This is a genomic window from Brevibacillus sp. BD137 (assembly GCF_041644655.1).
Lineage (GTDB): Bacteria > Bacillota > Bacilli > Brevibacillales > Brevibacillaceae > Brevibacillus > Brevibacillus brevis_D.
The window spans coordinates 1-25,700 of sequence record NZ_JAOTNO010000015.1; the positions used below are offsets into that span (position 1 = coordinate 1).

General features: G+C 44.8%; 32 protein-coding genes. 16 read left to right on the plus strand and 16 right to left on the minus strand.

Annotation, left to right across the window (positions count from 1 at the left end):
• Positions 1–112: 112 nt before the first annotated feature.
• A complete protein-coding gene (locus tag ODZ53_RS24475) occupies positions 113–511 on the minus strand; it encodes a hypothetical protein (protein WP_372680701.1) in 399 nt (132 codons plus the stop codon).
• A 511-nt stretch (positions 512–1,022) separates the two neighbouring features.
• On the opposite strand from ODZ53_RS24475, the gene ODZ53_RS24480 reads away from it, so the two are divergent.
• The gene (locus ODZ53_RS24480) at positions 1,023–1,466 is read left to right on the plus strand and encodes a hypothetical protein (RefSeq protein WP_142495718.1); all 444 of its coding nucleotides are present in this window, start codon (positions 1,023–1,025) and stop codon (positions 1,464–1,466) included.
• 177 nt (positions 1,467–1,643) lie between these two features.
• On the opposite strand, the gene ODZ53_RS24485 is transcribed toward ODZ53_RS24480, so the two are convergent.
• On the minus strand, positions 1,644–1,937 hold the full coding sequence (locus tag ODZ53_RS24485; protein ID WP_372680703.1) for a hypothetical protein: 294 nt from the start codon (positions 1,935–1,937) through the stop codon (positions 1,644–1,646).
• Between the two features lie 274 nt (positions 1,938–2,211).
• Between ODZ53_RS24485 and ODZ53_RS24490 the strand changes: the two genes are divergently transcribed.
• Positions 2,212–2,808, plus strand: a complete 597-nt coding sequence (locus ODZ53_RS24490) for a hypothetical protein (protein WP_372680705.1) — start codon at positions 2,212–2,214, stop codon at positions 2,806–2,808.
• 181 nt (positions 2,809–2,989) lie between these two features.
• Here the strand turns inward: ODZ53_RS24490 and ODZ53_RS24495 are convergent, their stop codons facing one another.
• From ODZ53_RS24495 to ODZ53_RS24505, 3 genes are all read right to left on the minus strand, one after another.
• On the minus strand, positions 2,990–3,418 hold the full coding sequence (locus ODZ53_RS24495; protein ID WP_372680707.1) for a NucA/NucB deoxyribonuclease domain-containing protein: 429 nt from the start codon (positions 3,416–3,418) through the stop codon (positions 2,990–2,992).
• A gap of 288 nt (positions 3,419–3,706) precedes the next feature.
• Positions 3,707–3,952: a hypothetical protein gene (locus tag ODZ53_RS24500; protein WP_142495722.1), complete on the minus strand. Its 246-nt coding sequence runs from the start codon at positions 3,950–3,952 to the stop codon at positions 3,707–3,709.
• Positions 3,953–5,234: 1,282 nt separating this feature from the next.
• Positions 5,235–6,026, minus strand: a complete 792-nt coding sequence (locus tag ODZ53_RS24505; RefSeq protein ID WP_372680709.1) for a DUF2935 domain-containing protein — start codon at positions 6,024–6,026, stop codon at positions 5,235–5,237.
• Between the two features lie 167 nt (positions 6,027–6,193).
• Here ODZ53_RS24505 and ODZ53_RS24510 point away from each other — a divergent pair, with 167 nt between their 5' ends.
• A complete protein-coding gene (locus ODZ53_RS24510; protein WP_041749352.1) occupies positions 6,194–6,316 on the plus strand; it encodes a hypothetical protein in 123 nt (40 codons plus the stop codon).
• A gap of 213 nt (positions 6,317–6,529) precedes the next feature.
• Here ODZ53_RS24510 and ODZ53_RS24515 read toward each other — a convergent pair whose 3' ends face one another.
• Positions 6,530–7,336 carry a DUF2935 domain-containing protein gene (locus tag ODZ53_RS24515; RefSeq protein WP_372680711.1) on the minus strand — a complete coding sequence of 269 codons (807 nt, stop codon included), beginning with the start codon at positions 7,334–7,336 and terminating at the stop codon, positions 6,530–6,532.
• Between the two features lie 130 nt (positions 7,337–7,466).
• Here ODZ53_RS24515 and ODZ53_RS24520 point away from each other — a divergent pair, with 130 nt between their 5' ends.
• The 5 genes from ODZ53_RS24520 to ODZ53_RS24540 all read left to right on the plus strand — a co-directional run bounded on the left by ODZ53_RS24520 (position 7,467) and on the right by ODZ53_RS24540 (position 10,343).
• Positions 7,467–7,961, plus strand: a complete 495-nt coding sequence (locus ODZ53_RS24520) for a DUF1648 domain-containing protein (RefSeq protein ID WP_372680713.1) — start codon at positions 7,467–7,469, stop codon at positions 7,959–7,961.
• Between the two features lie 139 nt (positions 7,962–8,100).
• Complete coding sequence (locus ODZ53_RS24525) at positions 8,101–8,526, plus strand: DMT family transporter (RefSeq protein WP_372680715.1); 426 nt, start codon at positions 8,101–8,103, stop codon at positions 8,524–8,526.
• Positions 8,527–8,549: 23 nt separating this feature from the next.
• A complete protein-coding gene (locus ODZ53_RS24530) occupies positions 8,550–9,248 on the plus strand; it encodes a Crp/Fnr family transcriptional regulator (protein WP_372680717.1) in 699 nt (232 codons plus the stop codon).
• A gap of 21 nt (positions 9,249–9,269) precedes the next feature.
• Complete coding sequence (locus ODZ53_RS24535; RefSeq protein WP_372680719.1) at positions 9,270–9,737, plus strand: DMT family transporter; 468 nt, start codon at positions 9,270–9,272, stop codon at positions 9,735–9,737.
• A 102-nt stretch (positions 9,738–9,839) separates the two neighbouring features.
• Positions 9,840–10,343, plus strand: a complete 504-nt coding sequence (locus ODZ53_RS24540) for a CarD family transcriptional regulator (protein ID WP_372680721.1) — start codon at positions 9,840–9,842, stop codon at positions 10,341–10,343.
• 68 nt (positions 10,344–10,411) lie between these two features.
• On the opposite strand, the gene ODZ53_RS24545 is transcribed toward ODZ53_RS24540, so the two are convergent.
• Together ODZ53_RS24545 and ODZ53_RS24550 are read right to left on the minus strand one after the other, a co-directional pair.
• On the minus strand, positions 10,412–11,380 hold the full coding sequence (locus tag ODZ53_RS24545; protein ID WP_372680723.1) for a GNAT family N-acetyltransferase: 969 nt from the start codon (positions 11,378–11,380) through the stop codon (positions 10,412–10,414).
• Positions 11,381–11,529: 149 nt separating this feature from the next.
• Positions 11,530–12,597 carry a CapA family protein gene (locus tag ODZ53_RS24550; RefSeq protein ID WP_372680725.1) on the minus strand — a complete coding sequence of 356 codons (1,068 nt, stop codon included), beginning with the start codon at positions 12,595–12,597 and terminating at the stop codon, positions 11,530–11,532.
• 154 nt (positions 12,598–12,751) lie between these two features.
• On the opposite strand from ODZ53_RS24550, the gene ODZ53_RS24555 reads away from it, so the two are divergent.
• Positions 12,752–13,918: a UDP-N-acetylmuramoyl-tripeptide--D-alanyl-D-alanine ligase gene (locus tag ODZ53_RS24555; protein ID WP_372680727.1), complete on the plus strand. Its 1,167-nt coding sequence runs from the start codon at positions 12,752–12,754 to the stop codon at positions 13,916–13,918.
• 280 nt (positions 13,919–14,198) lie between these two features.
• Positions 14,199–14,471, plus strand: coding sequence for a hypothetical protein (locus ODZ53_RS24560; protein ID WP_372680729.1), 273 nt, complete (start codon positions 14,199–14,201; stop codon positions 14,469–14,471).
• Here the strand turns inward: ODZ53_RS24560 and ODZ53_RS24565 are convergent.
• The 6 genes from ODZ53_RS24565 to ODZ53_RS24590 form a co-directional block, all read right to left on the minus strand.
• Positions 14,460–15,236 carry a FixH family protein gene (locus ODZ53_RS24565; protein WP_372680731.1) on the minus strand — a complete coding sequence of 259 codons (777 nt, stop codon included), beginning with the start codon at positions 15,234–15,236 and terminating at the stop codon, positions 14,460–14,462. The two genes, ODZ53_RS24560 and ODZ53_RS24565, sit on opposite strands and share 12 nt — an antisense overlap.
• A gap of 6 nt (positions 15,237–15,242) precedes the next feature.
• On the minus strand, positions 15,243–15,854 hold the full coding sequence (locus ODZ53_RS24570; RefSeq protein ID WP_012685675.1) for an SCO family protein: 612 nt from the start codon (positions 15,852–15,854) through the stop codon (positions 15,243–15,245).
• Positions 15,855–15,888: 34 nt separating this feature from the next.
• Positions 15,889–16,758 (minus strand): cytochrome c oxidase assembly factor CtaG, encoded by an 870-nt coding sequence (gene ctaG / locus ODZ53_RS24575; protein ID WP_012685676.1) that lies wholly within the window; start codon positions 16,756–16,758, stop codon positions 15,889–15,891.
• A 174-nt stretch (positions 16,759–16,932) separates the two neighbouring features.
• The gene (locus ODZ53_RS24580; RefSeq protein WP_012685677.1) at positions 16,933–17,403 is read right to left on the minus strand and encodes a thioredoxin family protein; all 471 of its coding nucleotides are present in this window, start codon (positions 17,401–17,403) and stop codon (positions 16,933–16,935) included.
• A gap of 3 nt (positions 17,404–17,406) precedes the next feature.
• Positions 17,407–17,835 carry a disulfide oxidoreductase gene (locus ODZ53_RS24585; RefSeq protein ID WP_372680734.1) on the minus strand — a complete coding sequence of 143 codons (429 nt, stop codon included), beginning with the start codon at positions 17,833–17,835 and terminating at the stop codon, positions 17,407–17,409.
• Positions 17,836–18,004: 169 nt separating this feature from the next.
• Positions 18,005–18,790, minus strand: coding sequence for a metallophosphoesterase family protein (locus tag ODZ53_RS24590; protein WP_234127642.1), 786 nt, complete (start codon positions 18,788–18,790; stop codon positions 18,005–18,007).
• Positions 18,791–18,968: 178 nt separating this feature from the next.
• On the opposite strand from ODZ53_RS24590, the gene ODZ53_RS24595 reads away from it, so the two are divergent.
• The 4 genes from ODZ53_RS24595 (at position 18,969) to ODZ53_RS24610 (ending at position 23,026) form a co-directional block, all read left to right on the plus strand.
• Entirely contained in the window at positions 18,969–19,709 is a 741-nt protein-coding gene (locus tag ODZ53_RS24595; protein ID WP_372680736.1) for a cupin domain-containing protein, read from the plus strand.
• Between the two features lie 101 nt (positions 19,710–19,810).
• The gene (locus ODZ53_RS24600) at positions 19,811–20,533 is read left to right on the plus strand and encodes an NAD-dependent deacylase (protein WP_372680871.1); all 723 of its coding nucleotides are present in this window, start codon (positions 19,811–19,813) and stop codon (positions 20,531–20,533) included.
• 264 nt (positions 20,534–20,797) lie between these two features.
• Positions 20,798–22,714, plus strand: coding sequence for an ABC transporter ATP-binding protein (locus ODZ53_RS24605; protein WP_372680738.1), 1,917 nt, complete (start codon positions 20,798–20,800; stop codon positions 22,712–22,714).
• 90 nt (positions 22,715–22,804) lie between these two features.
• Positions 22,805–23,026: a hypothetical protein gene (locus ODZ53_RS24610; RefSeq protein WP_016742563.1), complete on the plus strand. Its 222-nt coding sequence runs from the start codon at positions 22,805–22,807 to the stop codon at positions 23,024–23,026.
• A gap of 43 nt (positions 23,027–23,069) precedes the next feature.
• Here the strand turns inward: ODZ53_RS24610 and ODZ53_RS24615 are convergent, their stop codons facing one another.
• Both ODZ53_RS24615 and ODZ53_RS24620 read right to left on the minus strand, forming a co-directional pair.
• Complete coding sequence (locus ODZ53_RS24615) at positions 23,070–23,441, minus strand: L,D-transpeptidase (protein WP_012685684.1); 372 nt, start codon at positions 23,439–23,441, stop codon at positions 23,070–23,072.
• 77 nt (positions 23,442–23,518) lie between these two features.
• On the minus strand, positions 23,519–23,764 hold the full coding sequence (locus ODZ53_RS24620) for a hypothetical protein (protein WP_007727802.1): 246 nt from the start codon (positions 23,762–23,764) through the stop codon (positions 23,519–23,521).
• A 202-nt stretch (positions 23,765–23,966) separates the two neighbouring features.
• Here ODZ53_RS24620 and ODZ53_RS24625 point away from each other — a divergent pair, with 202 nt between their 5' ends.
• On the plus strand, positions 23,967–24,725 hold the full coding sequence (locus ODZ53_RS24625; protein ID WP_199928952.1) for a DUF4931 domain-containing protein: 759 nt from the start codon (positions 23,967–23,969) through the stop codon (positions 24,723–24,725).
• A 22-nt stretch (positions 24,726–24,747) separates the two neighbouring features.
• On the plus strand, positions 24,748–25,608 hold the full coding sequence (locus tag ODZ53_RS24630) for a GNAT family N-acetyltransferase (RefSeq protein ID WP_372680741.1): 861 nt from the start codon (positions 24,748–24,750) through the stop codon (positions 25,606–25,608).
• Positions 25,609–25,700 lie beyond the last annotated feature (92 nt).

Here is a 25,700-nt window from a genome sequence, read left to right on the forward strand (position 1 = left end):
GTGTTATCTAACACACTAGGAATTTTTCAAATGATTAAAAGCGAAAAGGCCCCTGCCGTGTTTTATAAAGTAATAACTTCTCATCGAGAAGTGTAGAAAGTGAAATTAATGATTACTCTTCTACATCAATTTCCCATTCTTCTGAGCCTATAATATTTCCTTTCTCTACAGAAAATCGAAGGGTATATTTTCCTGGTTCTTGGAAGAAAACTGTCCCTTCATATCCATCCTCATAAGGTTGCATTACAATACTCACATTTCGGTTATTGTCAAAATAAGTTACTTTTACTAATGCATTCCGTAACGGCCTGCCATTGTAAAACAAACCACTCGCTACATCAATTGGAGTTTTGGATACAATTCCATTGGCAGAACCGGCTTGTAATTTCCAGTCGAATTCATTTTTTGTGGCTAGTGATGGGCCGAGTAAGAAACTTGCAGGAATTAAAAGTGCAAATAAGAGAGGTAGAACAACTATTAAGTTTCCAGATTTAAAAAGTTTTTTGTTCAAAATGAAATACCTCCAATTCACATAGGATACTGTCTCCTCTAAAAGGACGAAGGTGATGGTAATTTGTTACAATCCTGGTTGGATTTTTTTATGTTGAACCGTTAGATGATCCTTGTGCCAGTAAAAGGGAAGCGAAGGCTCTTGGCTGGAAAGTATCAGAAGGTGACGGGATCTTCTGCGAAGAGGACGGACATTCAGGGTACGGTTACGGGTGATGGTGCATTCCGGTGCAGATGTGGACATGCTCATTCTCATTCTCATTCTTCCTCCTTTGCGGTCATGGTTTTAAGATGTTCTTACAGTGAATCGAAGAAGAAAATTACAGGAAGAATCTAAATGATACAATTGTATTGTTTTAAGATGCATGTTATGTATCTTTAGAAAATTGTAAATAAGTGGAAATGTTTGTAGTTTTGATTTGTAGCCCGTCGTAGTCGACGAAACATTTTTGTAGATAGGAAATATGAAAAGGTATGTTCAAAAAGATTAAGTAAAACTAGGAGTGAGGATTATGATGAAAGGTTTAATGACTTTGGGTGCAGTTGTTTCTGCATTAACTTTCGGTTCGCAAGCTGTGTTTGCAAGTGAAATCACACAAAATCAAACTTCATTTAACCAGGGGCAGAGTAAGCTTCAAGCTGAAGTACAAAGTGAGTCTCCTTTCTTTTGGTTTCATCTTTCGAGATTAGATAGGATAGCTTCCTCTGGAACATTCACGATCAACGCAAAAACGTCAGTTAAGGTAGTAGCTTTTACCGGTAGTGTAAGTTATCCAGTGGTCCCGGATTCAAAGGTCTATATCGTTAATCCAAATGGAAAGACTCTATCTATGTCAGTAATTGGGAATCAATATAAAGAAGAATATTTTGAACTGGAGCCCGGGACCTATTATTTAGAGTGCGTAAATTATGGAAGCGGTCCTATTTATATGAATGTAAATTTATACGAGAATTAATATTTTCCAATTTAAGATCAAAGTATGCCAAAAGGCAAAGCGACGACTTGAACTGCACCTCAATTGTTAGGCGCATCTAACAGCTGGAGGTGCAGTTTTTTTGTCCAAGTTTAGGAATAGAAGCGCATTTTAAAAAACAAAAGAAGGCATGTTGTTTGAACATGTCCCCCTGTTTTATTAATTATGCTGATGTTGTTTTTTTCTAAATGCAAGTGCTACGTCAATCATTAGTCCAAACAAGAAGTTAGTAATGACATGCAGTAAATACCCAACAGAAAGAATGGTACTGTTAGCATCCTGATTCACTTCGATTATCCAATGTCTGAACGGTTCAATATAAACAATTTCATTGAGGATGGGGTTTGTCACTGCAAATAAGATGTGCTTTTTATCATTCCCTAAAATATCGAAAAGGCAAATCAAAATACTGACCAAAGTTAGCCAAAAACTAAACTTTTTAAGCAGGGTCAATATATTCACTCTCCAAATTAGATTCGGATCATTCCGGACTATGGCCGTGGACCTTTTACTTACGTTGCCAACAACCGTCTTGAATCATGAGGCGGTTTTTATTTGCACGTGTGAAACAAAAGCGAGAATCGTTCGTCAAAATAAAGGTGGTTCCATATATTTACAGTTAAAAAGCATTATAGCATTCTACCTTTTGAAAAAATAGAAACAGAGGAGTGAAAATAAAAAAAGCACCTGACGATGATATTGCGGTATGGGAAGGATGAAAAATGTAATGAAGAACACAAGACAAATTATATTATCCACACTTGCATTAGGTTTTCTTGTTGGCGGAGGCTATTTATTTTTAGATTCTCATACAATCGAAACGAGTCGTGCTTACGACCAAACCTCTCATAAACCAGCAAAAAGTGATAAGCAGACTTTAAAAAAAGTAGATGTGTCGGGAGAGGTAGTAGAGGGTTTCGATAGTATCAAAGAGCTTCATGAAAGCGCTGAAGTGATTGCCGAGGTTGAAATCAATGAATCGGAGAGCTTCCAGTATCAAAACGTCGTATTTACTCTTAGTGACGCAAAAGTCAAACAAGTGTATAAGGGGGATGTACAGCCAAAAAATGTGATCAAAATACTAGAGACCGGCGGATATAAAAATGGAACAGAGTATACTTTTGAAGGTAATGAGGTATTCGAAACAGGTGAAAAAGCGTATGTATACTTAGAAAAATATGAAGGTCCCGTTGCCGAAGACGCGTACGTAATTAAAGGGGTATATCAAGGGAAATTCCTCAAAGAAGAGGGTAAGTTGCAGTCTCCTAATGGAGTGGACAAAGGATTGCAGGTAAGTAACGAAAGTCAATTAGGACTTGATTAAAATGAATGACACTCTGCAATTGTAACAGACAATTTAACAGTCGTGTATATAGGAGGACGCCGCGTTCAGCACAATCTCAGATGTGTGTATACACTCTAGAAATAGCTAACCCGTCCCTGTATAAAGGAGACGGGTCGTTTACTGAGAAATGTTTATTTGTATGAGGAATTTGCGGGCAACTTTATTTAACCAAGATTTCAACCTTGGTTCCGTCGGGATAATCCTCTAGTTGATTGGAAATCCACGATCCAGCCCCTCGATTATCTGAAGGTGATATGTATTCAATATGTGCCCCTGTGCCTCCCTCAGCACACATAGCCATTGGCCATTCATCTCGATCATATCCTTTTTTTGTAGGAATACCTTTAAGTGATTTTTCGCGATTTCCATCTGCCCCACTGCGGTCAATTGTACATACAGCTGACTTCCCGGAGGCAATCGCTTCTTTGATATGCTTTGCGGTCTGAGGGTATCGATCAGAAGGAAAAACAATCGTATGGTCTACGTTCCCGTTGTTGACTGGTTTGTTCTCTATTGGCACAAGGCCAAAGAAATAAGCGGCGCCGATCAGCAGCACCACAATCAACATCAGCATTTTTTTCTGTGTCATGCTTTTTTCCTCCAATATAAGTTCTTGTTCAATAATAACACCGCCAAGGATTATGTCGAGGAGTTGTGAATGCCTAAAATCTTCTGTAAGCCTATTTCATAAGGCCAAAGCTTATACATATCCTTGATGAATGCGAAAAAGAAGTGATACAGAAAAGTAAATAGAATGAAGCCACTCGGATGCCGAGTGGCTTTTCTATTTACTAGCGGATCAAGAAGCTCCACCTCTAAAACGATTTTTACAAGTATCTCACAAGAAGACCTTGTGAACCGTATTTCAACCAGATAGTTATTTTGTAACGGCGACATAAATCATCTCTGCCGACACGAAAACTTGAAAAGCGGCCACACCAAATAGAATAAAGGCCATCTTACGGTTTTTCTTCAATTCAAATGATCCTAAAGAAGCCATGACAACGGCAAGGCATATCATCGTTACAATTCTTAAGAAAGCCACATGTGTAAAAATATTCACTACTGCAATAGCAAGAGCAACTACTGAAAAGATATTGAACCAAAGAGGTCTATTTTTCATAAATGATCACCAACAATTCCCTTTTTGAAATAATTTTAACAGATTGGCGATCTAGAAACATTAAAATGGCTCCGGGAATTGTAACAAGAAAAACTCCCTAATAAACAGGGAGTGGTAAAAACACAACCAATGTGGTTAGCATGATGTTTCTTGGAATAAGGTCACATTACATCTCGCGTTCTGGACACCACCAACCGCACCCATGACGCATGCATAGCCAGATACAGCCTCCAGATTGTGCTGGATAATAAGATGAATATTGCACCAATTGACCATTTACTTTCTTGCATTTCTTAAAATTAGATTTCTTCTTTTTCATGGGATCTCTTCTCCTTTAGGATGGATCTAAAATAAAGTATTAACAGAATTTTCCTTTTGATTGTACGAGTGTTCTCAAGTGACGAAAATGGACGATAAAATAGTGTTAGGATGGTCACGGACGTGTGCTCGCCTTATTGAGGATGGAATGAAAAGGCACCCCAATAAGGTTCCAACGTCCCACAGTTTGGCGTTTTGGGAAACCTCGATTGTAATTTCGGGGAATTTCTGAAGAGGAAAATCAAAAGTCTCTGCCCCTAATGTATGGGATATAACATATGTTAAAATAATGGCTATTGAATTGATAGACTGTGTGCTTTTTTATCGAGGTGGTTGTAATGTCAAGTTTCAATTTAATGAGGTGTCCATGCAGATTTTACGTTTTTTTAGTGCAGCAAGTGTAGCGTTTCTTGTCAGTGCCATGTTGTATATCATTAGTATGCTCTCCTGCCTATCCTATCAAGGTGAAGGAGTGGTTAATGTTTTCACTTTCTTGACATGTATGTTGAGTTTTTATTTACTACCGTTTTGCTATGTTGGATGCTTGTTAGGAGAATTGGTCTATTCTTTTACATCCAAGATAGTAAACCGTTTTCTTGTAACTTTGATCTTTGTAGTAACGGGCATCATGTATTCATATCTGGTAGATAGGTTTTTATTGCAGGGAAGTTCTTTTGAATTTTATTTATGTTTGTCAGTGTCGGGGTCAATATCTTTTTACTGTGCGCATTTTATTACCGATAGAAAGACGAATATACAACTTGCAGTAATACCAGGATATGTAATTATTATGTTTTTGCTTGGATTGCTGTTTAACTTGTCCCTATTCTAAAGAGACTTTTTGTGTTAATCATTTGCTTCATGGTTATCAATGCGAAGAGGCACCATCCTGTCTGATAGGAGGTGCCTCTTCGCATTATTGAGACGGGTTTAAAAGTATTCGATAGATGTTCCTCCTGTTTCGCTACCTTGCGTGTGTAAGGGATACTTCAAAGGCATCTAAAATTTCAAGAAAATGCGAAGCTTCTCTAAATACATGGTCAGCGAGCAATGGGGGGATTATGCTCTTAATTTTGCATTCCTCAATCAAATCACGAGCTGTTTTTTTGAAGTCACGCAATTGACGAACGGATACGCGATTTTGATCCACAAACTGATTCAGTAGTGGTTTCGTTTGAGACTGGGGACGCATGGAATCAAGATCCTGAGCTTGGAACAATAATTGATCAAAATCATGGCTAAATTCTCTAGCTTGGTCCACTAGCTTTCTTTCAGAAGGATCGAGCAGATGGTTAATAAATTTCGCATGGTCAGCCATGATTCGCAGGAAAAAGACATTTTCATTAATCACCGCATCAGGTAAGGGATCAAGGTTTCCTGTATTCAATTGTTCTAATCGATTCCGAAAATAGGCTGCTTCCCTGCTCACGTGATCGACTAACAGCGGAAAGTTGTTACCACCGATTTTGCATTGAATAATGAGTCCGAGTACTTTGCGTTTAAAAGCCCAAATATAGGAAACGGCATTGTGAACGAGTTGATTAAAGTCATAGATTCGTTGAGGGTCTTCGTCAGAAGAAAAGGCAAGTGCTTGGCTTTCAATTTCTTCAAAAATGCTATAAAAGCGATTCGCTTCTTCAATCAATTTTGTGTCTTCGCAGTGAAAGCCCAATTTGAGAAACAGGGAGTGTTCTTTCATGATGCGAGACCAAAAACGTATTTCCTCTAATGATCGAATAACAAAAACATCTGTCATGTTGTACCTCCGCATAAGGATTTGGGCGGATCAAAGCCCATTTCCACTTTTAATCATACATGATGTATGACTATGCGTTTACCCAGTTTCGTGAATGGGCATGAGCACAGAATTAAGAAATTATTGGCTTGTCCCACAAAAAAACTCCCGGTAAAGGGAGTTTTCCCATGTCAAAAACGACGCATCGAATGCATTTGCATTCTGTGGTGATGGGCCCTCATGCGATGGAAGTGTTCTCTTTCTCTAAAGGTATGATGACGCAGTCGGTCATGACGATGTTCAAAAGCTAAAGAGCGAAAACGTTCTGCTTGCCTCATGTGGTGATGCATACGCTGTCTATGATGATCAATTGGATCCATAACACTACCCCCTTAACCGTTGGTACTGATAGGATATGAGGACAGCTTTCTGCTTGCTTATGCATGAGTGGATATCGCGAAGAAAGAATGAAAAAGAGGCGTAAAGCCTTTCGCTTTCGCCTAGTTCCAAACAAGGTTAATCTTTTACTCGGTTCGGGGTCTTGTCGAGAAACAGTCTGGTGATGGCACGTCGGAAACCTCAGATAGCTTCATCAAATAGTAGCATTCTTCTCGAGACATATGGTCGGCCATGAGCGGGGAGAAAACGCCAAGCAATTCATCGTGCATCCGCATCTCTTCCAATTCATGTAAGAATACCTGAAAAAGCTTCATTTCCATTTCTGCTTGATGGTTAAAACGGCGTAGTGCCGGGAAGTTATTCAAGTTTGTTCGGAGATACCCGGCTAATTCCACCGCTTTTAGGTAAAAATGCTCGAACTGTTTGGTAAATTGTTCACTTTTACGCTGATAATCTTTTTCCACCATGTCCAAAAGGGACGTGATGGTGGCTGCATGCCCGACCGCATCGGATAGCCACAGAAGGTGGAGCTCTACCGGGTGATTGGCAGGTGGCAAGCTTCCGGAGAGGAAGGCATGCAAAATACGTTCATACTCTTCTAGTTCATTGACCATGTGGTTCATAAACGTTGGAGGAAGACTGATCGATATTTTACTGATGAGGTGCCTTTCCAGAATGTGGAGTTTAAATTCACGCAGCTGTTGCGTGAGTTCACTTGCCTGCTGGTTGAGTGCGTCTAGTTCATCGGAAGATAGATTCTGCCTGGCGATATCCAGTAAGTTATCAAATGACACAAGAAAGTATACAGCTTTTTCAATCTCCTGCTCTTCATTCGGAGCGAGTGATTGAAAAATAAAGCGGGCATGATCGCCCAGAATCTGAAGCCAGAAACGGTGCTCAAACAACATACTTTCCTTTATAGGAGCATCCACTGTTGTTCCCTCCTTACTCCACATCAAGATATGTAAAAACGCCCAGAAGTGTGTGACGGATTGACCTTGACTCACAAATGGACATAAATGGTAAAATGCTTGTAGGAGGAGCAGCAGTAGGGGGGAGAATATGAAGAGACCACTCACAAATATACCAAAGACAGGCAGCGAACGGTTATGGGATGTAGTTGGTTGTTTATTTTTTGTGGGATCACTACTCTTTTTAGTCTTTGTATGGAATAAGCTTCCTGACGAGGTGCCTGCCCATTACGATTCCTTGGGGGAAGTAGATCGCTGGGGTTCAAAATGGGAGTTGCTTCTTTTGCCTGGGATTGGCGTCTTTATCATTTTCCTCATGCAGGTACTCGAAAAACATCCGGAGCTACATAACTACCCAGCACGCTTCTCTGAATCGAATGCCGAGCAGTTTTATTTGCACAGTCGAAAAATCGTGAACCAAATAAAAAATAGTTGCTTAATTATTTTTTCCGTAATCTTGTTGGAGTCGGTTTCCATTGCTCTAGGCTGGGGAGGCGGCTTTGGGAAGTGGTTTCTGCCGATCACGATCATTGGGATGATCGTTTTGCTTGTGATAGGAATCGTGAAACAAAAAAAGATTCAATGAGAAGAGTGAGCGAGGGGTCCTTCTAACGGAAAGGGCCTTTTCTTTGTTTTTTGTAACGAAAATTATGAGGACATATGTCCTTCCCTATCCACCTTGCCATCCTTTTTAATTAGGAACAGATCAGTGTGAGGTGAGAGGGATGAAAGGAATTATTTTTGCTATTTTGGGCGGTGTGTTCATTACCTTGCAAGGGGTAGCGAATGCAAGAATCAGTCAAGATATTGGTACTTGGCAAACCGCGACACTTACGCAGTTAACGGGCTTTCTCACGGCTTTTATACTCCTATTGTTTTTTCGAGATGGAAAATGGCAGGCATATAGGCGAGTGAAACCGTTATATTTGACAGGTGGGGCATTCGCAGCGTTTATCATTTTTAGCAATGTTACGGCTATCCAGCAGATCGGGGTAACCATGACGATTTCAGCTGTCTTGATTGCGCAGCTTAGCCTGACTTTTCTCATTGATAGCAATGGGTGGTTCGGTGTTGATAAACAAAAGATGAGGCTGCCGCATTTTATCGGGATCGGGATGATGATTCTGGGTGTGCTGATACTGCGATCCTGATAGCGAGAGGGTGAAACAGAGGGATGAAGGAAATCGAAAATCGTGAGCTTTTGCAACAATATCTCCATGAACATCAGTTAGCGTCTGTCTTTTATGAGCCTTTTCTGCCGCATTTGTCCTTGTACCAATTTCATCAAGGGGAGCTCATTTGTGCCCAGGGTGAGGCGGCTTGTCACCTGTATGTTTTGGTGAAGGGAAAAGTAAAGGTTTTTACGACTTCCCCCGAAGGAAAAACGCTGATCCTATCCTTTAAAAAGCCCCTTGAAGTGATCGGAGATATTGAGTATGTAAGAGGAATTTCTTACCAGAATTCGGTAGAAGCGGCCTCGTCTGTTCAGATGATCGGGATTCATTATCGCTGGTTGAAAAAATACGGGACGGACTACGCTCCACTCTTGCAATTTTTACTGCAAATCATTACGAATAAATTTTGTGTGAAGTCCAACACATTAAGCATCAACCTTTTGTACCCAGTAGAAGTACGTTTCGCGCGTTATTTGTTGTCCGTTTCGATAGAGGAGTGGAATTCTGCCAACAGAGAACAGATCAGTACGAGCTATCTCTTGGATGCAGCGAATATGATTGGAACGAGCTACAGACATTTGAATCGGGTCATTCAACAGTTCTGCAAGGAGGGACTGATTGAGCGTGCCAATGGATACCTTCTAATCAAGGATAGGGAAGGTTTAGCTAAAATGGCGAGCGAGACTCCCAACGAATAAGGAGACAGGAGTGTCAAAAACATGGTAGTCGGGCTATTTTTCGCGTTACTGGCTGGCTTGTTGGTCAGCCTGCAAAATATTTTTAACAGGAAAGTAAGTGAACAGGTAGGAACATGGTCTACGACGACTCTTGTGCTTGGGATGGGGTTTCTGTCGTCTTTAACAATGGGTCTCATTTTTGAAGGAAGTCAGTTGTTTTCACCTCAAACTATGCAGCCGTGGTACTGGTTCAGCGGAATGATCGGCGTTGGGGTGGTCTTTTGTTTGGTGCAAGGGATGAGACTGCTTGGCCCAACGTATGCCATCTCCATCGTTCTCACTGCCCAGCTCGGTTTTGCTTTATGGTCGGATTCAATCGGCTGGTTAGGGCTGATTCAAGTGCCGATTACTTTTACGCAATTGTTTGGGGTACTGGTCATTGTGGGGGGTGTGATCGTATTTAAACTAGGCGGCGAATGGCAACAGAAACGCTCAATGAGTAAGATGTAAATTTTTTATTGACTTGATTTTGATCGTCATGATAAAATAAAAAATTTTAAATTCGATTTTTGTGTTATAATGGCTTTAGATTGCTTTGAAGGAGGTGGACGTATGTTTCAAGTTGGAGACAAGGTTTTTTATCCGATCCACGGGGCAGGCGTAATCGAGGCGATGGAGGAGAAAGAGTTTTTGGGTGAAAAACACCTCTATTATGTGCTCAACATGTCGCTGAAAGAGTTAAACATCATGGTCCCGGTTGAAAAGATGTCCGCTCTTGGTATCAGAAAGGTGGTCGAAGCCGACATTCTAGAGAATGTTTTGGCCGCCATGCTAGAGGGGCAACGCGACACCGCCTTGAATGCAGCACAGCGCTACAAGCTTCATACAGAAAAAATGAAGAGTGGCGATATTTACGAGCAATCTGAGGTCATTCGCGATTTGGTTGGTATGAGTAAAGAAAAAGTATTGGGAACGAGTGACAAAGTGATGCTGGATAATGCGCAGCAGCTCCTCATTAGTGAGATTGAATTGGTAAAAGACGTAGATACGGAACAGGCAACAGAAATGCTGAAGCAAGCTGTATGCCCAGCAGAAATGTCTGAAATTGTCCCATAAATATTGTCTATACAAGGGAAGTAAGGGGAGTGATTGTTACAGCAATCGCCCCCTTTTTTGTTTGTCTGTTAGAGCAACAAGCCGCGATCCAGGGAAAATTCTTGGCGACTGGCAAACTGGTGATAACCAGCACGTAAAAAGGCTTTGGCCATTGGCGTGTTTTTTAGATCCGTATCTGCGCGGATGTATGTTTCTCCAGCTTGTACAAGAACGTCTGTGGCTTGCTTCAGCAATGGATCAATATAGCCGTGCCCTCTTTGCTCGGGGAGAACACCGATGTATCCAATCGTAGCAAAGGTAGGGCTGACTGTAGGCATCAAAAATCCAATGAGCTCATTTTTGGCAGTATAGGCAAGCTGCCACCATTCCGGTTCGTATTTCATTTGTTGCAAATCTTGGAACATTTCCTGCGCTTGGACTTGAGGGCCTTTTTCCAAGCGCCGTTCTGTTATTTGTTGATCGTGGGTGAATTGCGAGACACGAAGGATGGCATCCACAAATGCAGCCTCGCCAACCTCAGGAAGACTGCGGTACACGATCAGATCATGCGTTCCTTTTGACGGTATAGCAGTTGCCTCGTTCGAAGCATGCCATTCGAATCGGTTTGTTTCCCGGCTAATCCGAAAGCCGAGCGCTTCCAGAACATTTCTTTGCTCTTGGTGATCCGTTTGCCATTGGGGAGAGGAGGAAGGGGAATCCAGAACATAGCCGATTTTCTCCGAGAGATTCCCAGCCATGAGTGTAAAGACTTCGCGTAAAAAATGAGCTCCGAGCGAAGTACATTCTGTTTCTTTCCATGGAAGCTCCCACAAAACCAAATCAGTCGCTTGCTTACTGCCAGGAAATGTCCAGAAGCCAAGACGACCAGCGATCTCACCCTGTACCTCCAGAACGAAGCACCAGTCTTGACGCATGGCTCCTTGTGCAAACATTTTATCGAGATAAGCAGCTATATCATCCCGAACGGAAGCAGGGTGATCCGGGAAGGCCAGAAATGCAGGTAAATCCTCCGAGTCGATACGGCGAACGGTGATCATGCAAGGCATCTCTCCTTTGTAACTATCGATAGTTATTTTGTTGGTTACAATTGATTTTACCAAAATGTTCTGTAAATCGTCAATCGTGGTCTATGTAGGAAAAGAGGAAGGGGAGGAGCAAACTGCCCGCTCCCTCGTTTGCTCCTGTGTTATTCAATCAATACGCCCCGCGACCTGCCTATGATGCGGATGGCCCGACTCCACAGCAGCTGGAGCTTTTTTCTCTGCAGGGGTCGCACATACAGATCAGGACTTTTCAGATAGGAACGCATGGGGATGACACGAAAGCATATACGTCCTTGACTTACATATCGTTGCGAAAAGGTCGGGATGACCGAGATTTGCTCGAGTGAAATCTGATTCCTCTCATCTTTTTCGACAGTGAATCGCAGGATTGCCCCGCACTGGGATTGATCAAACGAGAGCATTTTCTCTGATGTAAAATTGCCCAAAGAATACGCGACTAATGTTTGTCTCTTTGTCCCGTGAGGAGTCATGATACTCGGAGTGACAACAGGCTGCAGAACATGTGGGTGAGCCCCGAGGATGACATCAGCACCATTGTCGAGCAGGCTTTGTACGAGCTGCCGCTGGCGCGTCGTCGGTGTATAGCGGAATTCAATCCCAAAGTGAAGGGAGATGATCACGACATCGACGAGAGGACGAACTTTTCTCAGGTCGGATAATATCGTGTCAAGATGAAGAAGTCGGACGATCCATGGTGTATGAGCGGGGATCACCTGCTTGTTTGTCCCGTAGGTATAAGCAAGCATGGCGATGCGAATGCCGTTTACCTCCTTGATCAGGTAGGTATTTGCCTCGTCGGGGCTTCGATAGGTTCCAGTATGAGCAAGCTTGTATCGATCCAAAACATCAAGGGTTCGGCATAGTCCGGTTACTCCGCCATCCAGACAGTGGTTATTCACTGTAGTCAATACGTCAAATCCAGATGTTTTCAAGTCCCGTGCCAATTCATCTGGACAGTTGAAGCGAGGGTAACCGGTTCGTGCTGAGCCGATTTGATAGGGCTGTGTTTTCCCGGAAAAAGTCGTTTCTAAATTGCCAATCGTGAGATCCGCCGCTGAGAGAATCGGTGCCACCGGATGAAACATATCGGTAAAAGAGAATTGATCTGTACCAGGCAATCTGGCAGTTGCCACCTGCTCTTTCCACATCAGGATGTCGCCTACAGCGGCGATCGTAGCCTTCTTTTTCATGCGCTTCACCTCCCCTCCTACTCTATTCCAGAAGTCGTCCTTCTGATTTGGATAGTAGCGGAACGTTTTCATAGATATTGGTCTATACAGGCTGTCTATGCCGTTCATACAATAGGAAAGCTGATCGAGAGAAGAAGAACGAGGCAAAGGGGTGATGCCCGTGAAAAAGAAGAGAAGAGCTGCTGCACCTGTAAAGACGCTGATTCTTGACAAGCCGGTTATCGCTGTGACAGGAAGCGCAGGGAAGACCACGACAAAGGAAATGATCTACAGCATCTTAAGTCTACGGATGCCCACATATAAATCGATGTATAACAAGAACTTCCTGGGAAATACCAGAGCGCATACCAAAAGAATTCGGGACGAGCACAAAGCCGCAGTGCTTGAATATGGAATTTATCGAAGCGGTCATTTGCGACAGCATTGCAAAATCATCCAGCCGTCTATGGGAGTCATCACGAATATTGGCACGGCACACATCGGAAATTTTGGCGGTGATGCCAAGCAGCTGGCGTTAGCAAAAACGGAGTTAATTCGCCATATGAAACCCACGGGAACCGTTTTTCTGAATAGAGATTGTCCCTATTCTCGCGAGTTTGTTCAACAGCCGTACCTGGGTTCATTCACGGGAAAAATCGTGACATTTGGCAAAGAGAAGGAGGCGGACTATAAGGCGGGGCGAACGAAAATAGAAGGTAATGGGTTTCGATTCGAATGCTCTTTACGTGGAGAAAAGGAGTCATTTTTTGTTCCTATTCCTGGCGAGCATAATTTATACAACGCGTTAGCTGCTATTGCAGTCGCACATACGATGGGGATTCCCGTCGATGACATTCGTCGCGGGTTAAGCCAGTTTCGCGGACAGAGAAAACGCCTTACCAGTTATCGACTCGCAAATAACATTCAGGTGCTGGATGATACCTACAGCTCAAATCCCGATGCGGCCAAGGCAGCGATTGATGTGTTAAGCCAGGTCGGGCATACCACAAAGATCGCCGTGCTCGCCAGTATGCTAGAAATGGGAAAATACGACGTCAAAGGTCATGAGGATGTCGGGATATATTTGAGTCAAAAAAATGTAGACTACTTATATACGCTGGGAAATAGTGCGAGGTATATTGCAAGAGCAGCGATTCGCTCCGGATTTCCGGCAAATCGGGTGAGGCATTGCTTGAGTAAGGCAGGCTTGCATCGGCGTCTAGCAAAACAGCTGAAACCAGATACAGCCTTTCTCGTAAAAGGATCGAATCGGTTGAAAATGGGAGAGACTGTACAATTTTTGTGCAGGGTAACTGCCAATCTAGGTGCTCGGAATGGATGAAAGAGTGGGGCGCCTGCGGATTTATATACAGGCTATTGCGGAAAAAATAGGTGAATGACGGCGGGCAAACGCACATACCATCTGTGCGTTTGCTGCATTTCCTATAGGGAGACTAGTAGGAGGTGACACGTCATGTCATATCAATTTCCCCCTGGCGGCCGAGATGGTTCCCCAGGTTTTCCAGACTCCCCTGGTTCCCCCGGTTCACCAGGAGGTTTTCCCCCGCCACCACCAGGTCCTCCACCCAGCAGGACGCCAAGTGCACCAGGAGCAAGAGGCTATGGGGGAACACGCCGGATTGATGCTGGCGGATTCTATCCCTGCTTATATCGCTACACGTACGTATGGTTGCGGAATGGTCGTTCTTTCTGGTTTTACCCCGTCTATGTCAGTCGTAACTCTGTATCTGGATACCGCTGGACTGGATATCGTTGGGAGTATTACGGGACAGACTTGCATCGAATCTCTTATTTTACTTGCTAACCAAATTTATAAGCAAAACGGCCATTCCTTGGGAGGATGGCCGTTTTATATTGTGTTCTTATTTTATTGAAAGGGAAAAATCCTTGTGATCATGAATTTCTCCCTTTTCCACATGGACCTTGACTGTATAATCCCCAGCAGTAGGGAACTGTACGTTGCCGTCATATTGACCAGCTGCAGTTTCCGTTGCATCCACGAAGCTATGCTTTTGGTCAGTTCCCCTCCAGAACTCGAACTTGACTGTCGCTTTGTCCAACGCTTTGTTGTCCTTCATGAGATGAACAGTGAGGGCAGTTGGTGTTGCTACTTTGATGTTGTCGGCTGGGGAGAAATGATAATCTACCATTTCGGCATTCGCGTGGCCAGTCGCTCCATGATCGTGTGACGGATTTGCACCAGCTTCTGGCACGGGCGTCGCCCCAGGCCCAGGAGTTTCACCTGCTTTGTTGGTTACGGTAAAAGGTGTCTTCTGCATATTGTGGAAATCTCGTGCCGTTACATGGTAGTAGACAAAATAAGAACCTGGCTCGTTCATGGTTTGCTGGGCCGTGTAGACACCGTCTCCTTGCAGCGAAGCCGGGATCGTTTCATGTTTCTCTTGCCCATCTTTCCACCATTCGAATTTCACTTCCTTGGCATCATCCACGGGTTGGCCATCTTGTGTGACTTTAACAGAGAAGGTAACGGTGTCGCCCACTACAAGCTCCTTTGGTTCCAAAGTAAAGGCAGCCTTAACGGGAGCTCCGGGTTGAAAAGCTTGTTGCTCGTTCTCTTTTCCACAAGCGGCTAAGAGGAGCAGAAGCATGGATAAGAGCAGAATCATCGTACGTTTCATGTTGGATTACCCTTCCTTTTTTAATTTCAACAGTTCCTGATAAATTTGATCGGGATCGAAATCGTCACCCATGCCGAATTTTTGAATGACAGCATTGTTATCATCCACGAGATACGTACTCGATGTATGAGAGATAAATCCATCATCCATCTTATTGGCAAAAAAGCCAAGCGAATTTGTAACCGTTTTGATCGTTTCGTCATCACCCCGAAGCAGGGTCCAACCGTGCTCTTGAATCCCCAACTGCTTGCCATAGTAGCGCATGACATCAGGAGTGTCGTTTTGTGGATCAATCGTGATGGTCAAAAACTCAACGTCTTGCCCCATCAGATTTGCTTCGAGCAAGCGCTTTTGCAGCTGAACCATTTTGATGGTTGTGGTGGGACAAATATCCGGGCAACGGGTATAAATTAGCTCCACCAAGCGAAAGGTTTTCTTTTGCGGTGCTAGCGAATAGGGTTGTCCATCGATGGTTTGCAGAGTTACATCTGGCAATTTCGCCTGGGCATTCTTGGGCCCGAACCAAACCCAAGAAGCCACAAGAGCAACAAGGACGAGGACGGGTAACAACAAGAGCAACCGTCTGATTCGGATAGCGGTAGCAGGGGCGATATTCACGTGTGAGTAGCGCCTCCTTTCTCATTCTTTTTGACTATGGCGTTATGAGGCCGTCCTCTTCCTGATTCTTTTCTTTGCGGTACCAGGTAGAGAAAATGTAAGCCAGAACGACTCCGTACGTCAGCTCCTGCATGAGCTTCATTACGATTCCGCCGAGTCGTTGATCATCCAGAGGGAGAAGGGGAACGGCGAACATCGATTTGTCGATCGGCGCGGAAAAGAATGGAGCGCAGAGCATGGAAGGACCGTCTACATATGTCGTATACAAAGGTGTTGCTGAAAAAATAATCAGTGCACAAGCAGGCGTAATCAAAACGCCGTTAGCAAAGATGTAGGCAAGCTTTTGCAGTTCTGACAGACGGTGAATTTCCGGTATCGGTGCGATAACAGGCATCCACATCAATATCGCTGTCACCAGCAGCAGTAAATGAATCAAATTATGTAGGGCCAGGTTGTTCATTGCCAAGTCTAAAATAACAGGCATATGGTAAAACGAGAACAGGGCATTGAACATGAGAATAGCAGGGATCGGATGACTCGCTATGCGCATGAAAAGCTTGAGCCCCCGGCGATAGAACAAGGAGCGAATCAACCATGACGGGGTACCTGCCAAGAGCAGCAAGGGCATGACGAGATAAAGCAATGATTGCTGTAGCATGTGGGCGCTAAACAAAAAATGCCCAGCTACGTTCAAGGGACTCCCCAAACTAAAATAAAAACCAAGTAAGCCGAGAGTGAAAAAGGTCTTTTGCTTGCGTGTGACAGGTGTGGAATCTTGAAACGTTTGGCGTAATGGTCCAGTCAGCGAGAAATAAGCCAGACCAATCAAGAAAGTCAATAGAATCAGCTCTGGATTCCATGTCGCCCGAAAGCCAAAGGTTTCAGTGAAATAGGTGAGGGTCATTCGATTACCTCCATTTTCAAGGATTATCCCCAGTACCCATTATAGGCAAATAACTGGAAAAGCCTTATGACTCGTTCGGGCTATTTCTTCCAAGGGAACGGAATTCTTCACATATTTGTCACGTATGTCCAATATGAAAAGAGCCTCCCGCAAATCGAGGGAGGCTACCAAACGTTATGATTTTTTCTGTTCTTCCAACCAAGTTTTCCATTCGCTTGCTTCGCGTCCACCGACGAGTCGCGCCACTTCCTTGCCGCCCTTGTAATGAACGAGGGTCGGAGTGAATTCGATGTTGTATTCACCATAGCTGGCATTAAATTCCAGTAAATTGAGCTTTTTCATATCGATGTCCAAGCTTTTCACGATCGGTACTAGGACGGGGGTAGTTGCTTTGCAATGCTCACAAACCGGGCTGTAAAAGTAAACAAACGCGTCCTCCTGATTATCGAGCTTACCTTTAAGCTCATTAGGCATAATGAGATTATCATATAGTGGGTCACTCAATTGTTCGAGAGTAGCGGGGTGCAAATTGGCTTTACCATAAGGGTTTCCTTCCGCAAGCTGACGGTTCGAAATGTCAGCGTACACAATCGCACCGATCAGGAGCGCAGCCACAAGGATGGATAGAGCGATGACTTTCTTCATGAATCATTTCTCCTTTGCATTTTTTATAACGATGACAAGCAGGATGCTGATCAAGGTGAAGGCAATGAGAGCAAGGAACGGAATCGTGATAAACCCTAGCCAGTTAATATAGTCCGTGTTGCATGGCACAATGCCGCAAGCGCTGCCGAGATCTTGAAGGGCAGGTATTTTTTGAATCGAGTAATGATACAGCGATGTGAGTCCTCCGATAATGGAGAGAATCAAGGCGTACGACGCGATCTTGTCGTCTTTCTTTGCGGAGGCAACCCCCAGTAAGATGACGAGCGGGTACATCAAGATTCGCTGGTACCAGCACAGGTCACACGGTATGTACTTTAACACCTCTGAAAAAAACAAACTGCCTCCTGTTGCGATGAGGGAGATTCCCCATGCGGCAAACATGGCTTGTTCCACGATTTGCTGACGTTTCATATAAACACCTCGTCCATATCTTAACATATTACAAATCGAAAGTAGATTATAAAAAGTAATAATTTGTTGAAAGTATGGGCTTGTCTCCTGCATCATACTGGCTGCACTACCCGATGCGCTTGCAGCAGGTAGAAACCAGTGCGAAAGCTCTCCGTTTTCCCGACCATAATCAGTAGACCCGTACGTGTGGAGAGGATTGCCTTTCCCGAATCGGTACGAAAGTGGTTTGTAGCGAAGGCCATTCGACGAGCATGACGCCTCGCCAATATCCTGCGCCACCATCAATGCCGACCATATTGTCTCTGCGCCAAGGACCGCTGCCATCGTATTGAGGCAATCCTGGAACAGGGGTGTGGCCAAAGATGACAGGGAGTTCTCCATCATAATTCAGGTAGAAAGGCTCGCGAATCCATAGTAAATCATGCGGATTTTGTTCCTGCAAGGGGACGCCGGGTCGAATGCCTGCGTGTACCAAAAGTGCAGCTGGAGCCCCTGTTCGCGGATCGGCTGGTAGTTCTATATACAAAGGAAGAGACGACAAGGCTGGCAAAATTGCTGGGTAGCGAGAAAGGATAAATTGCCGTGCTTCTTCTTGTTCCTGCAAAGAAGGCACCCGATTAAGAAAAGCTCGCCGAAGCGGGTGATTCTCCAAGAAAGAACGAATGGTGGCATCGCCGCCGTTGTAGCGCAGGTATAACTCCGGATTGCCGTTGCCGGATAGCCAATCTACAAGCATTTGCTCGTGGTTGCCTTTTATGAGATAGATTTGGTTCGGATACGTCTGCCGAAGAGCGAGTAAATCGAGCAATACTTCCTTTGATTCAGGTCCTCGATCGATCATGTCCCCCAATACGAACAGACGATCACCAGCTTGGGGGGAGAAAGAAACGTCCCGTAGCGCCTTTTGAAAAGCCTGATTCTGACCATGTATGTCCGAGACCAAATAAGTAGCCAAACAAGATCACCCTCCTCGATTGCCCGTTTTGCCTATTAGTAGGATATGTTTGTGCAAAGGGGAGGGTGAAAGGGTGTGTCTCTTTCCTAGGTGTATAAATGGGTGCACATCTTTTGTGAATGGGAATAGAGATGCATAATGAGTCAAATACCCATACGGTGGGAGGATCAAACGACAGATGGCTACTTCCTATCGCGACTATACATCGCCAAATACGCAGTTCACGTACGATATGAGAAATAATCTGTTTTTCAAAAAGGACGATCGGAATTTCATCGATGCCTTGGGAATCGCCCAATTAAATACATTGGGCAACAGTTCGCTGCTTGATATTTTCCTGACAACCGGAAATGTTGTCGAGCCACACATTCATCAAAATGCAGCGGAACTGGTGTATTGCATCGCTGGTGAGGCCATTGTGTCCTTGATCAATCCTTTTACCAATCAATTGCTCAACTACCATATAAAACCGAGGCAAGTTGCCAATATCCCGCAGGGCTGGTGGCATTATGAAATGGCCTTGACAGACGATACGCATCTACTGGCTATTTTTGATGCGCCTGTACCTGAGGTGATCTTTGGCTCCGATATATTGCGCTTGACTCCTGCGAGTGTGTGGGCACATACGTATTGTTTAGACGAAGCAAAGGTACAAGAAACATTTGCGCCTCTTACCCAAACCGTTGTGATTGGTCCACCAGTAGGGTGTCAGCAGCAGGGGCCGTTGCCAGATAGAGCTGCTTCAAGCCAGTACCCGTACTATGGTTACTCGAGTCATTTGCCAGACAGTTACGGTTATTACGATACCAACTACATGCAGCAGGGTGGGTATGGACAGCACCCAGTCTATCAACAGCAGACCGGTTATCCGCAAAATGGCATGAATTCCTCCCATACCGGAGTTTATCCATCCTATTAAAGAGAAAGAAAAATCGCGTTCTGATGGGCAGGTCTCCTAAATCTGGTATTCTTCTATTACAATCAGAAGAAGAACATTTTCAAAGAAGAGGGGAGACCATGATGGATCATCTGGCACACTGGTTACGGACATCTTCCTTTACCGTCGTATTCACCGGAGCAGGCATGTCGACAGAGAGTGGATTGCCTGACTTTCGTTCACAGTCGGGGCTATGGCGTGGCAAAGATCCGATGCAACTCGCGAGTACACGCGCGATGATGGAGAATCGGGAAGCGTTTGTGGAATTTTATCAGATGCGCATTCAAGGCCTACTGTCTTGCAAGCCACACGCCGGACACGAATGGTTATCAGAATGGGAGCGCCGTGGCTTCGTTCATGGGATCATTACACAAAATGTAGATGGCTTTCATCAAGCGGCGGGAAGCTTGGCAGTAGCCGAACTACATGGCTCCCTTGCGAAAATCCGCTGTCTAGACTGCGGGACCGAGTATGCCCATACATGTTATCTGGAGGATCAAGGGACGACTTGCTCATGCGGAGGCTTTTTGCGTCCGGGTGTTGTCCTGTTTGGCGAATCTTTGCCGCAAGCCCAAGTCGATCAGGCCATCTCGTGGACGGAACAAGCCGATTTGTTCATCGTGTTAGGTTCTTCACTAACCGTGAGTCCAGCTAATTGGTTTCCGCAGCATGCAAAAGAAAGAGGAGCCAAACTGGTCATTGTCAATCAGGAACCCACTCCATTGGATGCGTGGGCAGATGAGGTTATCCAAAAGGAACGGATCGGCGACGTGCTACAAAGAGTAGGACAGTCATTAGGAGAATAAAAGCAGGCGTGCTCGATGAAAAGAGTACGCCTCTTCTGTTTGGGCTCGTTAACCTGCCTTACTGCTGGTGACGCTTCCTATTGTATTTTTGTCTATGAGTCATTATTACTTACTATTCAATATTTTACCATTAATGAGGTGATATTCCAATATTTGGTCCATCCATTTGAATCACCCTAGAGCTTGCGCGAAAAACATGATACCATCGAGTGTAAGATTCATATGGCTTCTCGATAAGCAAATAGAAAAGAACAGGTGACGTTCATGCAAATATTATCAGTAGAAAACCTCTCCAAAGGCTATGGAGAAAAAGTATTGTTTGATAACATTTTCTTTCATATTGCCGAGCAAGAGCGCATTGGTCTGATCGGTGTTAATGGTACGGGGAAATCCTCGCTCTTGAAAATCGTGGCAGGCTTGGATACAGCGGATAGCGGAAAAATTGTTCACGCGAATCATTTTCATGTGGAGTATTTGCCGCAAAATCCTGATTTTGACGAAAACTCCTCCATACTGGAACAAGTATTTTACGGCGATTCTCCACTCATTCAGCTTTTGCGTGATTATGAAACAGCGCTAGAGGCTGTTCAGGAATCACCTGACGACGAGAAAAAGCAGGCGCGATTGTTTGCTGTTCAAAACCGGATGGATGCGGCTGATGCGTGGGAGAGCAATACGCAAGCCAAAATGATCCTGACGAAGCTTGGCCTGCACAATTTCTCACAAAAGGTAGGCGAGCTCTCTGGTGGGCAAAAAAAGCGTGTAGCCATGGCACGTGCTTTGATCCAACCAGCAGACCTGCTTATTTTGGATGAGCCTACGAACCATATTGACAACGAGACAGTCGAATGGCTGGAAGAGTATTTGTCCCGATACAAGGGCGCTTTGCTGCTCGTCACCCATGATCGGTACTTCCTGGATCGCGTGACGAACCGCACGTTTGAGCTGGATCGCGGCAACCTCTATAGCTACGAAGGCAACTACGCGATGTTCCTGGAGAAAAAAGCAGAGCGTGAAGAAAATGAAGCGGCCGTAGAGAGCAAGCGGCAAAATCTGCTTCGACGCGAGCTGGCATGGCTTCGTCGTGGAGCAAAAGCACGGACAACCAAACAAAAGGCGCGTGTGCAACGGGCTGAGGAGTTACGAGATAAAGCTGTAGATGGACCGGCTGCTAAGATGGAAATGGCACTCGGGGCCAGTCGTCTCGGTAAAAAGGTGATTGAGCTTACAAACATCCATAAAGCGTACGGTGAGCGAAAACTGATTAACGATTTCAGCTATATTGTCCAGCCAGGTGATCGTGTGGGGATTATCGGGCCAAATGGAAGCGGGAAAACGACGCTCTTGAACATGCTTGCAGGAAGAATTCAACCAGATAGCGGTTCATTGGAAATTGGGACGACCGTAAAAATTGCCTACTACACGCAGGATAGTGTCGAGATGGACGAAAAGCTGCGCGTCATCGAATATGTAAAGGAAGCCGCAGAGGTCATTCAGACGAGCAACGGAGAATCGATCACAGCTTCGCAAATGCTGGAGCGGTTCCTGTTTTCGCCGCATATGCAATGGACACCGATTTCCCGCCTGTCTGGGGGAGAGCGCAGACGTCTCTATCTGCTTCGTACGTTGATGGGAGAGCCGAATGTGCTGTTTTTAGATGAGCCGACCAATGATTTGGATATTCAAACACTCAGTATTTTGGAGGATTATCTCGAGCAGTTCCCCGGCGCAGTCATCACGGTATCGCATGACCGCTATTTCCTCGATCGCACTGTAGACCATTTGTTTGCTTTTGAGGGGCAAGGAAACATTCGTCATTACTACGGCAACTACTCCGAGTACCTGGAAGAAAGACGTCTGGAAAAGGCAACACAAGTGCAAGAAGCTGATCAACAGGCAGAAAAGGCGCAAAGCAACAGCGGGGCTAATCGCGGCAACAATCGCACGCGCAAGCTGTCCTACAAGGATCAGAAGGAATGGGATGCGATTGAAGGCAAGATCGCGGCTTTGGAAGACCGTAGCGTCAAGCTAAAACAAGAGATTGCAGCGTCTGGCAGCGATTACGGCAAAATTGAAAAGCTCTATGCAGAAGAACAGCAAGTGGCGGCAGAGCTGGAAGCAACTATTGAGCGTTGGGCGGAATTATCTGCAATGGTAGAGGAATTGGAGCAAGGGAAATAATTAGTGACGTAGCCAGTAATTGAGGGCTGGGAATGCGACGCATCCACCTGTAGACTAGAGTAGATTACTAGAGTAGAGGAGTCGCTGTCGTTGCCTGCCTATAAGTTAGACCCGGAATGGGTGATGTCTTACCTAGAGCTGCAAGAACAACAGCTCTCTTCCGAAGTGCATCCAGAGGATAAAGAAGTGATCATGAACAAGATCAGGGAAATGACGTTATCGATCATGTACAAGCAAGCGAGAAGATTTCTTGTATACTTGGAATCGGATGGAACGGAAGCAGAAAGAACGAAAAAGACTCATCTTATGTGAAGAAGACCCGCCTTGGTTTAAAAGGGCGGGTCTTTGTTTCTATTTATTGCTGTCTGATTCGAACGGGCGTACCTATGGGCACGATTTTTGCCAGCGCATTCACGTCCTCATTGAACATGCGAATACAGCCGTGAGATACATACTTGCCAATAGAAGAAGGATCGTTCGTACCGTGAATGCCATAGTGTGGCTTACTTAGTCCCATCCATAAGGTGCCGAAAGCACTCAAACGACCTCCCGGATAGGAATTCGGATAGGGGACCTTGCTGATGATGGTAAAATCCCCTCGTGGTGTCGATGTGGCAATTTTGCCCAGGGCAACAGGATAAGAACGGATGAGTCGGTTCCCATCGAACAGGTCGAGCCGAAGCTTCGCAATCGAGATGCGGATGTTGTAGGACGGCAGCTTCTTCACCTCCCCCACAAACGATACGAAATGCCGCTTATACCATCTTATGAAAACCAACGAAACCGGTACCTTTTCTCTGATGATTAATGTAGTTTGAAATCTAATGAAAACGTATCTGGATAGCGTAGTCCGTCACGATAGAATAAGGTTCGCACCCAGACGTACATCCGTAATGGAATGGAAGGAAAGACGATGGCGAGCTTACCTTCTTCCAAGACAGGCAAATCGAGTGGGGATTGAATTTCATAAGGGACTCCTTCTTGATCAAGCAACGTTTTGTAATGTTGAGCCTCGCTCCAACTAACAGGATAATAAAATGATTTCTCCATCCAATTCCAACACCTTTCCAGGTTTCACTGCTTCCCATTGTATGTAAAACATTTGAGATAAAAAAAGAAACAAACGCCATAGTCATTGAAAAATAGGCAGCCTAATTGCGTTTTTAAAAGTGTCGTCTAGGCAAAAAACGTCATGATTTTCCCAGAAAATGCGTGTAAAGTGGAAGTAAGCACAAACTGGAGGGACAAGGGAATGAAGCAGACGCACTTGCACTTTAACATGCAAATAGGCAGAAAAAAGCCAGTGAGTGTAAACAACACAGAAACGGCCTGTCCTTTTTGTGATCGAAACAGTCTCACTGATGTTTTGGAGCAGCGGGGCTCCATGATTTGGCTCATGAACAAATTCCCTGTTCTGGAGGATACACATCAGACTGTTTTGATTGAGACGGATGAATGCCATGGGGATTGGTCTGTCTATTCCAAAGAGCATGTACGTGCATTGCTGGCATTCGGGGTAGAGAAGTGGCTTGAAATGGAGCAAAGCAAGTCTTATCGTTCCGTTCTGTTTTTCAAGAACCACGGTCCGTATTCCGGAGGGAGCATTCGGCATCCGCACATGCAAATCGTCGGATTAAACGACTACGACTATCTGGATCAAGTAAAAGACAGTGATTTTATTGGCATGACCATCGATCAAGAGGCGGGGGTAGAATGCAATCTGTCTACGCATCCGCGTGCAGGTTTTTTTGAATACAATGTCATTCTTTCGGACTTTGATCGACTGCCGAAAATGGCAGACTACTTACAAATTTTAGCACATTGGATACTGACTCATGTCAATCCGCGTAATCAAAGCTACAATTTTTTCTTTTACCATTGGGGAGAAAAGCTGATCGCCAAAGTGGTTCCGAGATTTGTTACCTCGCCTCTTTACGTAGGCTATTCGATTCCGCAGGTCGCCAATAATTTGGAGGATATGGTCGCCCAATTGCAACGACGATACTTCTAATCATAGAAAGGGTGCTTACGCGATGACGTATACGATCTCGGCAAGAAAAACACTCACCTCAGAGGAACTGGCACAAATTAAAGAATTGGTTGGGATTTGCAATGAGCAGGATGGGATTGATCTCAAAGTAAACCCCGGGATGCTGGAAAAGCGTTCGGGAGAGCATGAAGAGGACTTTGTCTGTTATGCGGATGGAAAGCTGGTTGGCTTTCTGGGCCTCTACGTGTTTCATGGCGGTGAGGCAGAAGTGAGCGGCATGGTCCACCCAGCCTACAGAAGAAGAGGCATATTCACAGCATTGCAAGCACAAGCCGCAGATGCATGCAGACGAAGAGGTATTCCGGCGCAGTTGTTTATCGTTCAGCGAGAATCGGAAAACGGTAAGTCATTTATGGAACGAATCGGCGGGGAATATCAATTCTCGGAATATTGGATGGATTTGGGAGGGAAGCAAAGAGCAACGGGTTCGGGAAACGTGCTGCTTCGACCGGAGATCGCCAGTGACTACGAAACATTGATATGGCTAAACGTCCATGGCTTTCAAATGGAGGAAGAACGTGCAAGGGAAATGGCAGAAAACATGGCGGGTGATCCAAAGGCCACTACGCATTTGATGATTGTCGATGATAAGGCCATTGGCAAAATAAGCGTGAACAAGGATGAGGGCAGGGCGTTTATTTATGGATTTTGTGTCCACCCGGATTACCAAGGGAAAGGATATGGACGCCAGGCTTTGGCGCAAACGATCGAGATGTTGGGGAAAGAAGGATACCAGAACGTATCACTGGAGGTAGCCTGTGAAAACAGCAATGCTTTAGGGCTGTATGAATCATGCGGCTTTTTCGTAAAGTCGGCCAATGATTACTACAAGCTGGCGTTGTAGGGGCAAACTGCATTTCTCTATTTCTCGGGTTGGAAAACGTATCAGGATACATGCTACGATAGAAGAGAAAGCAAGTGTGCTGTAAAAAGGAG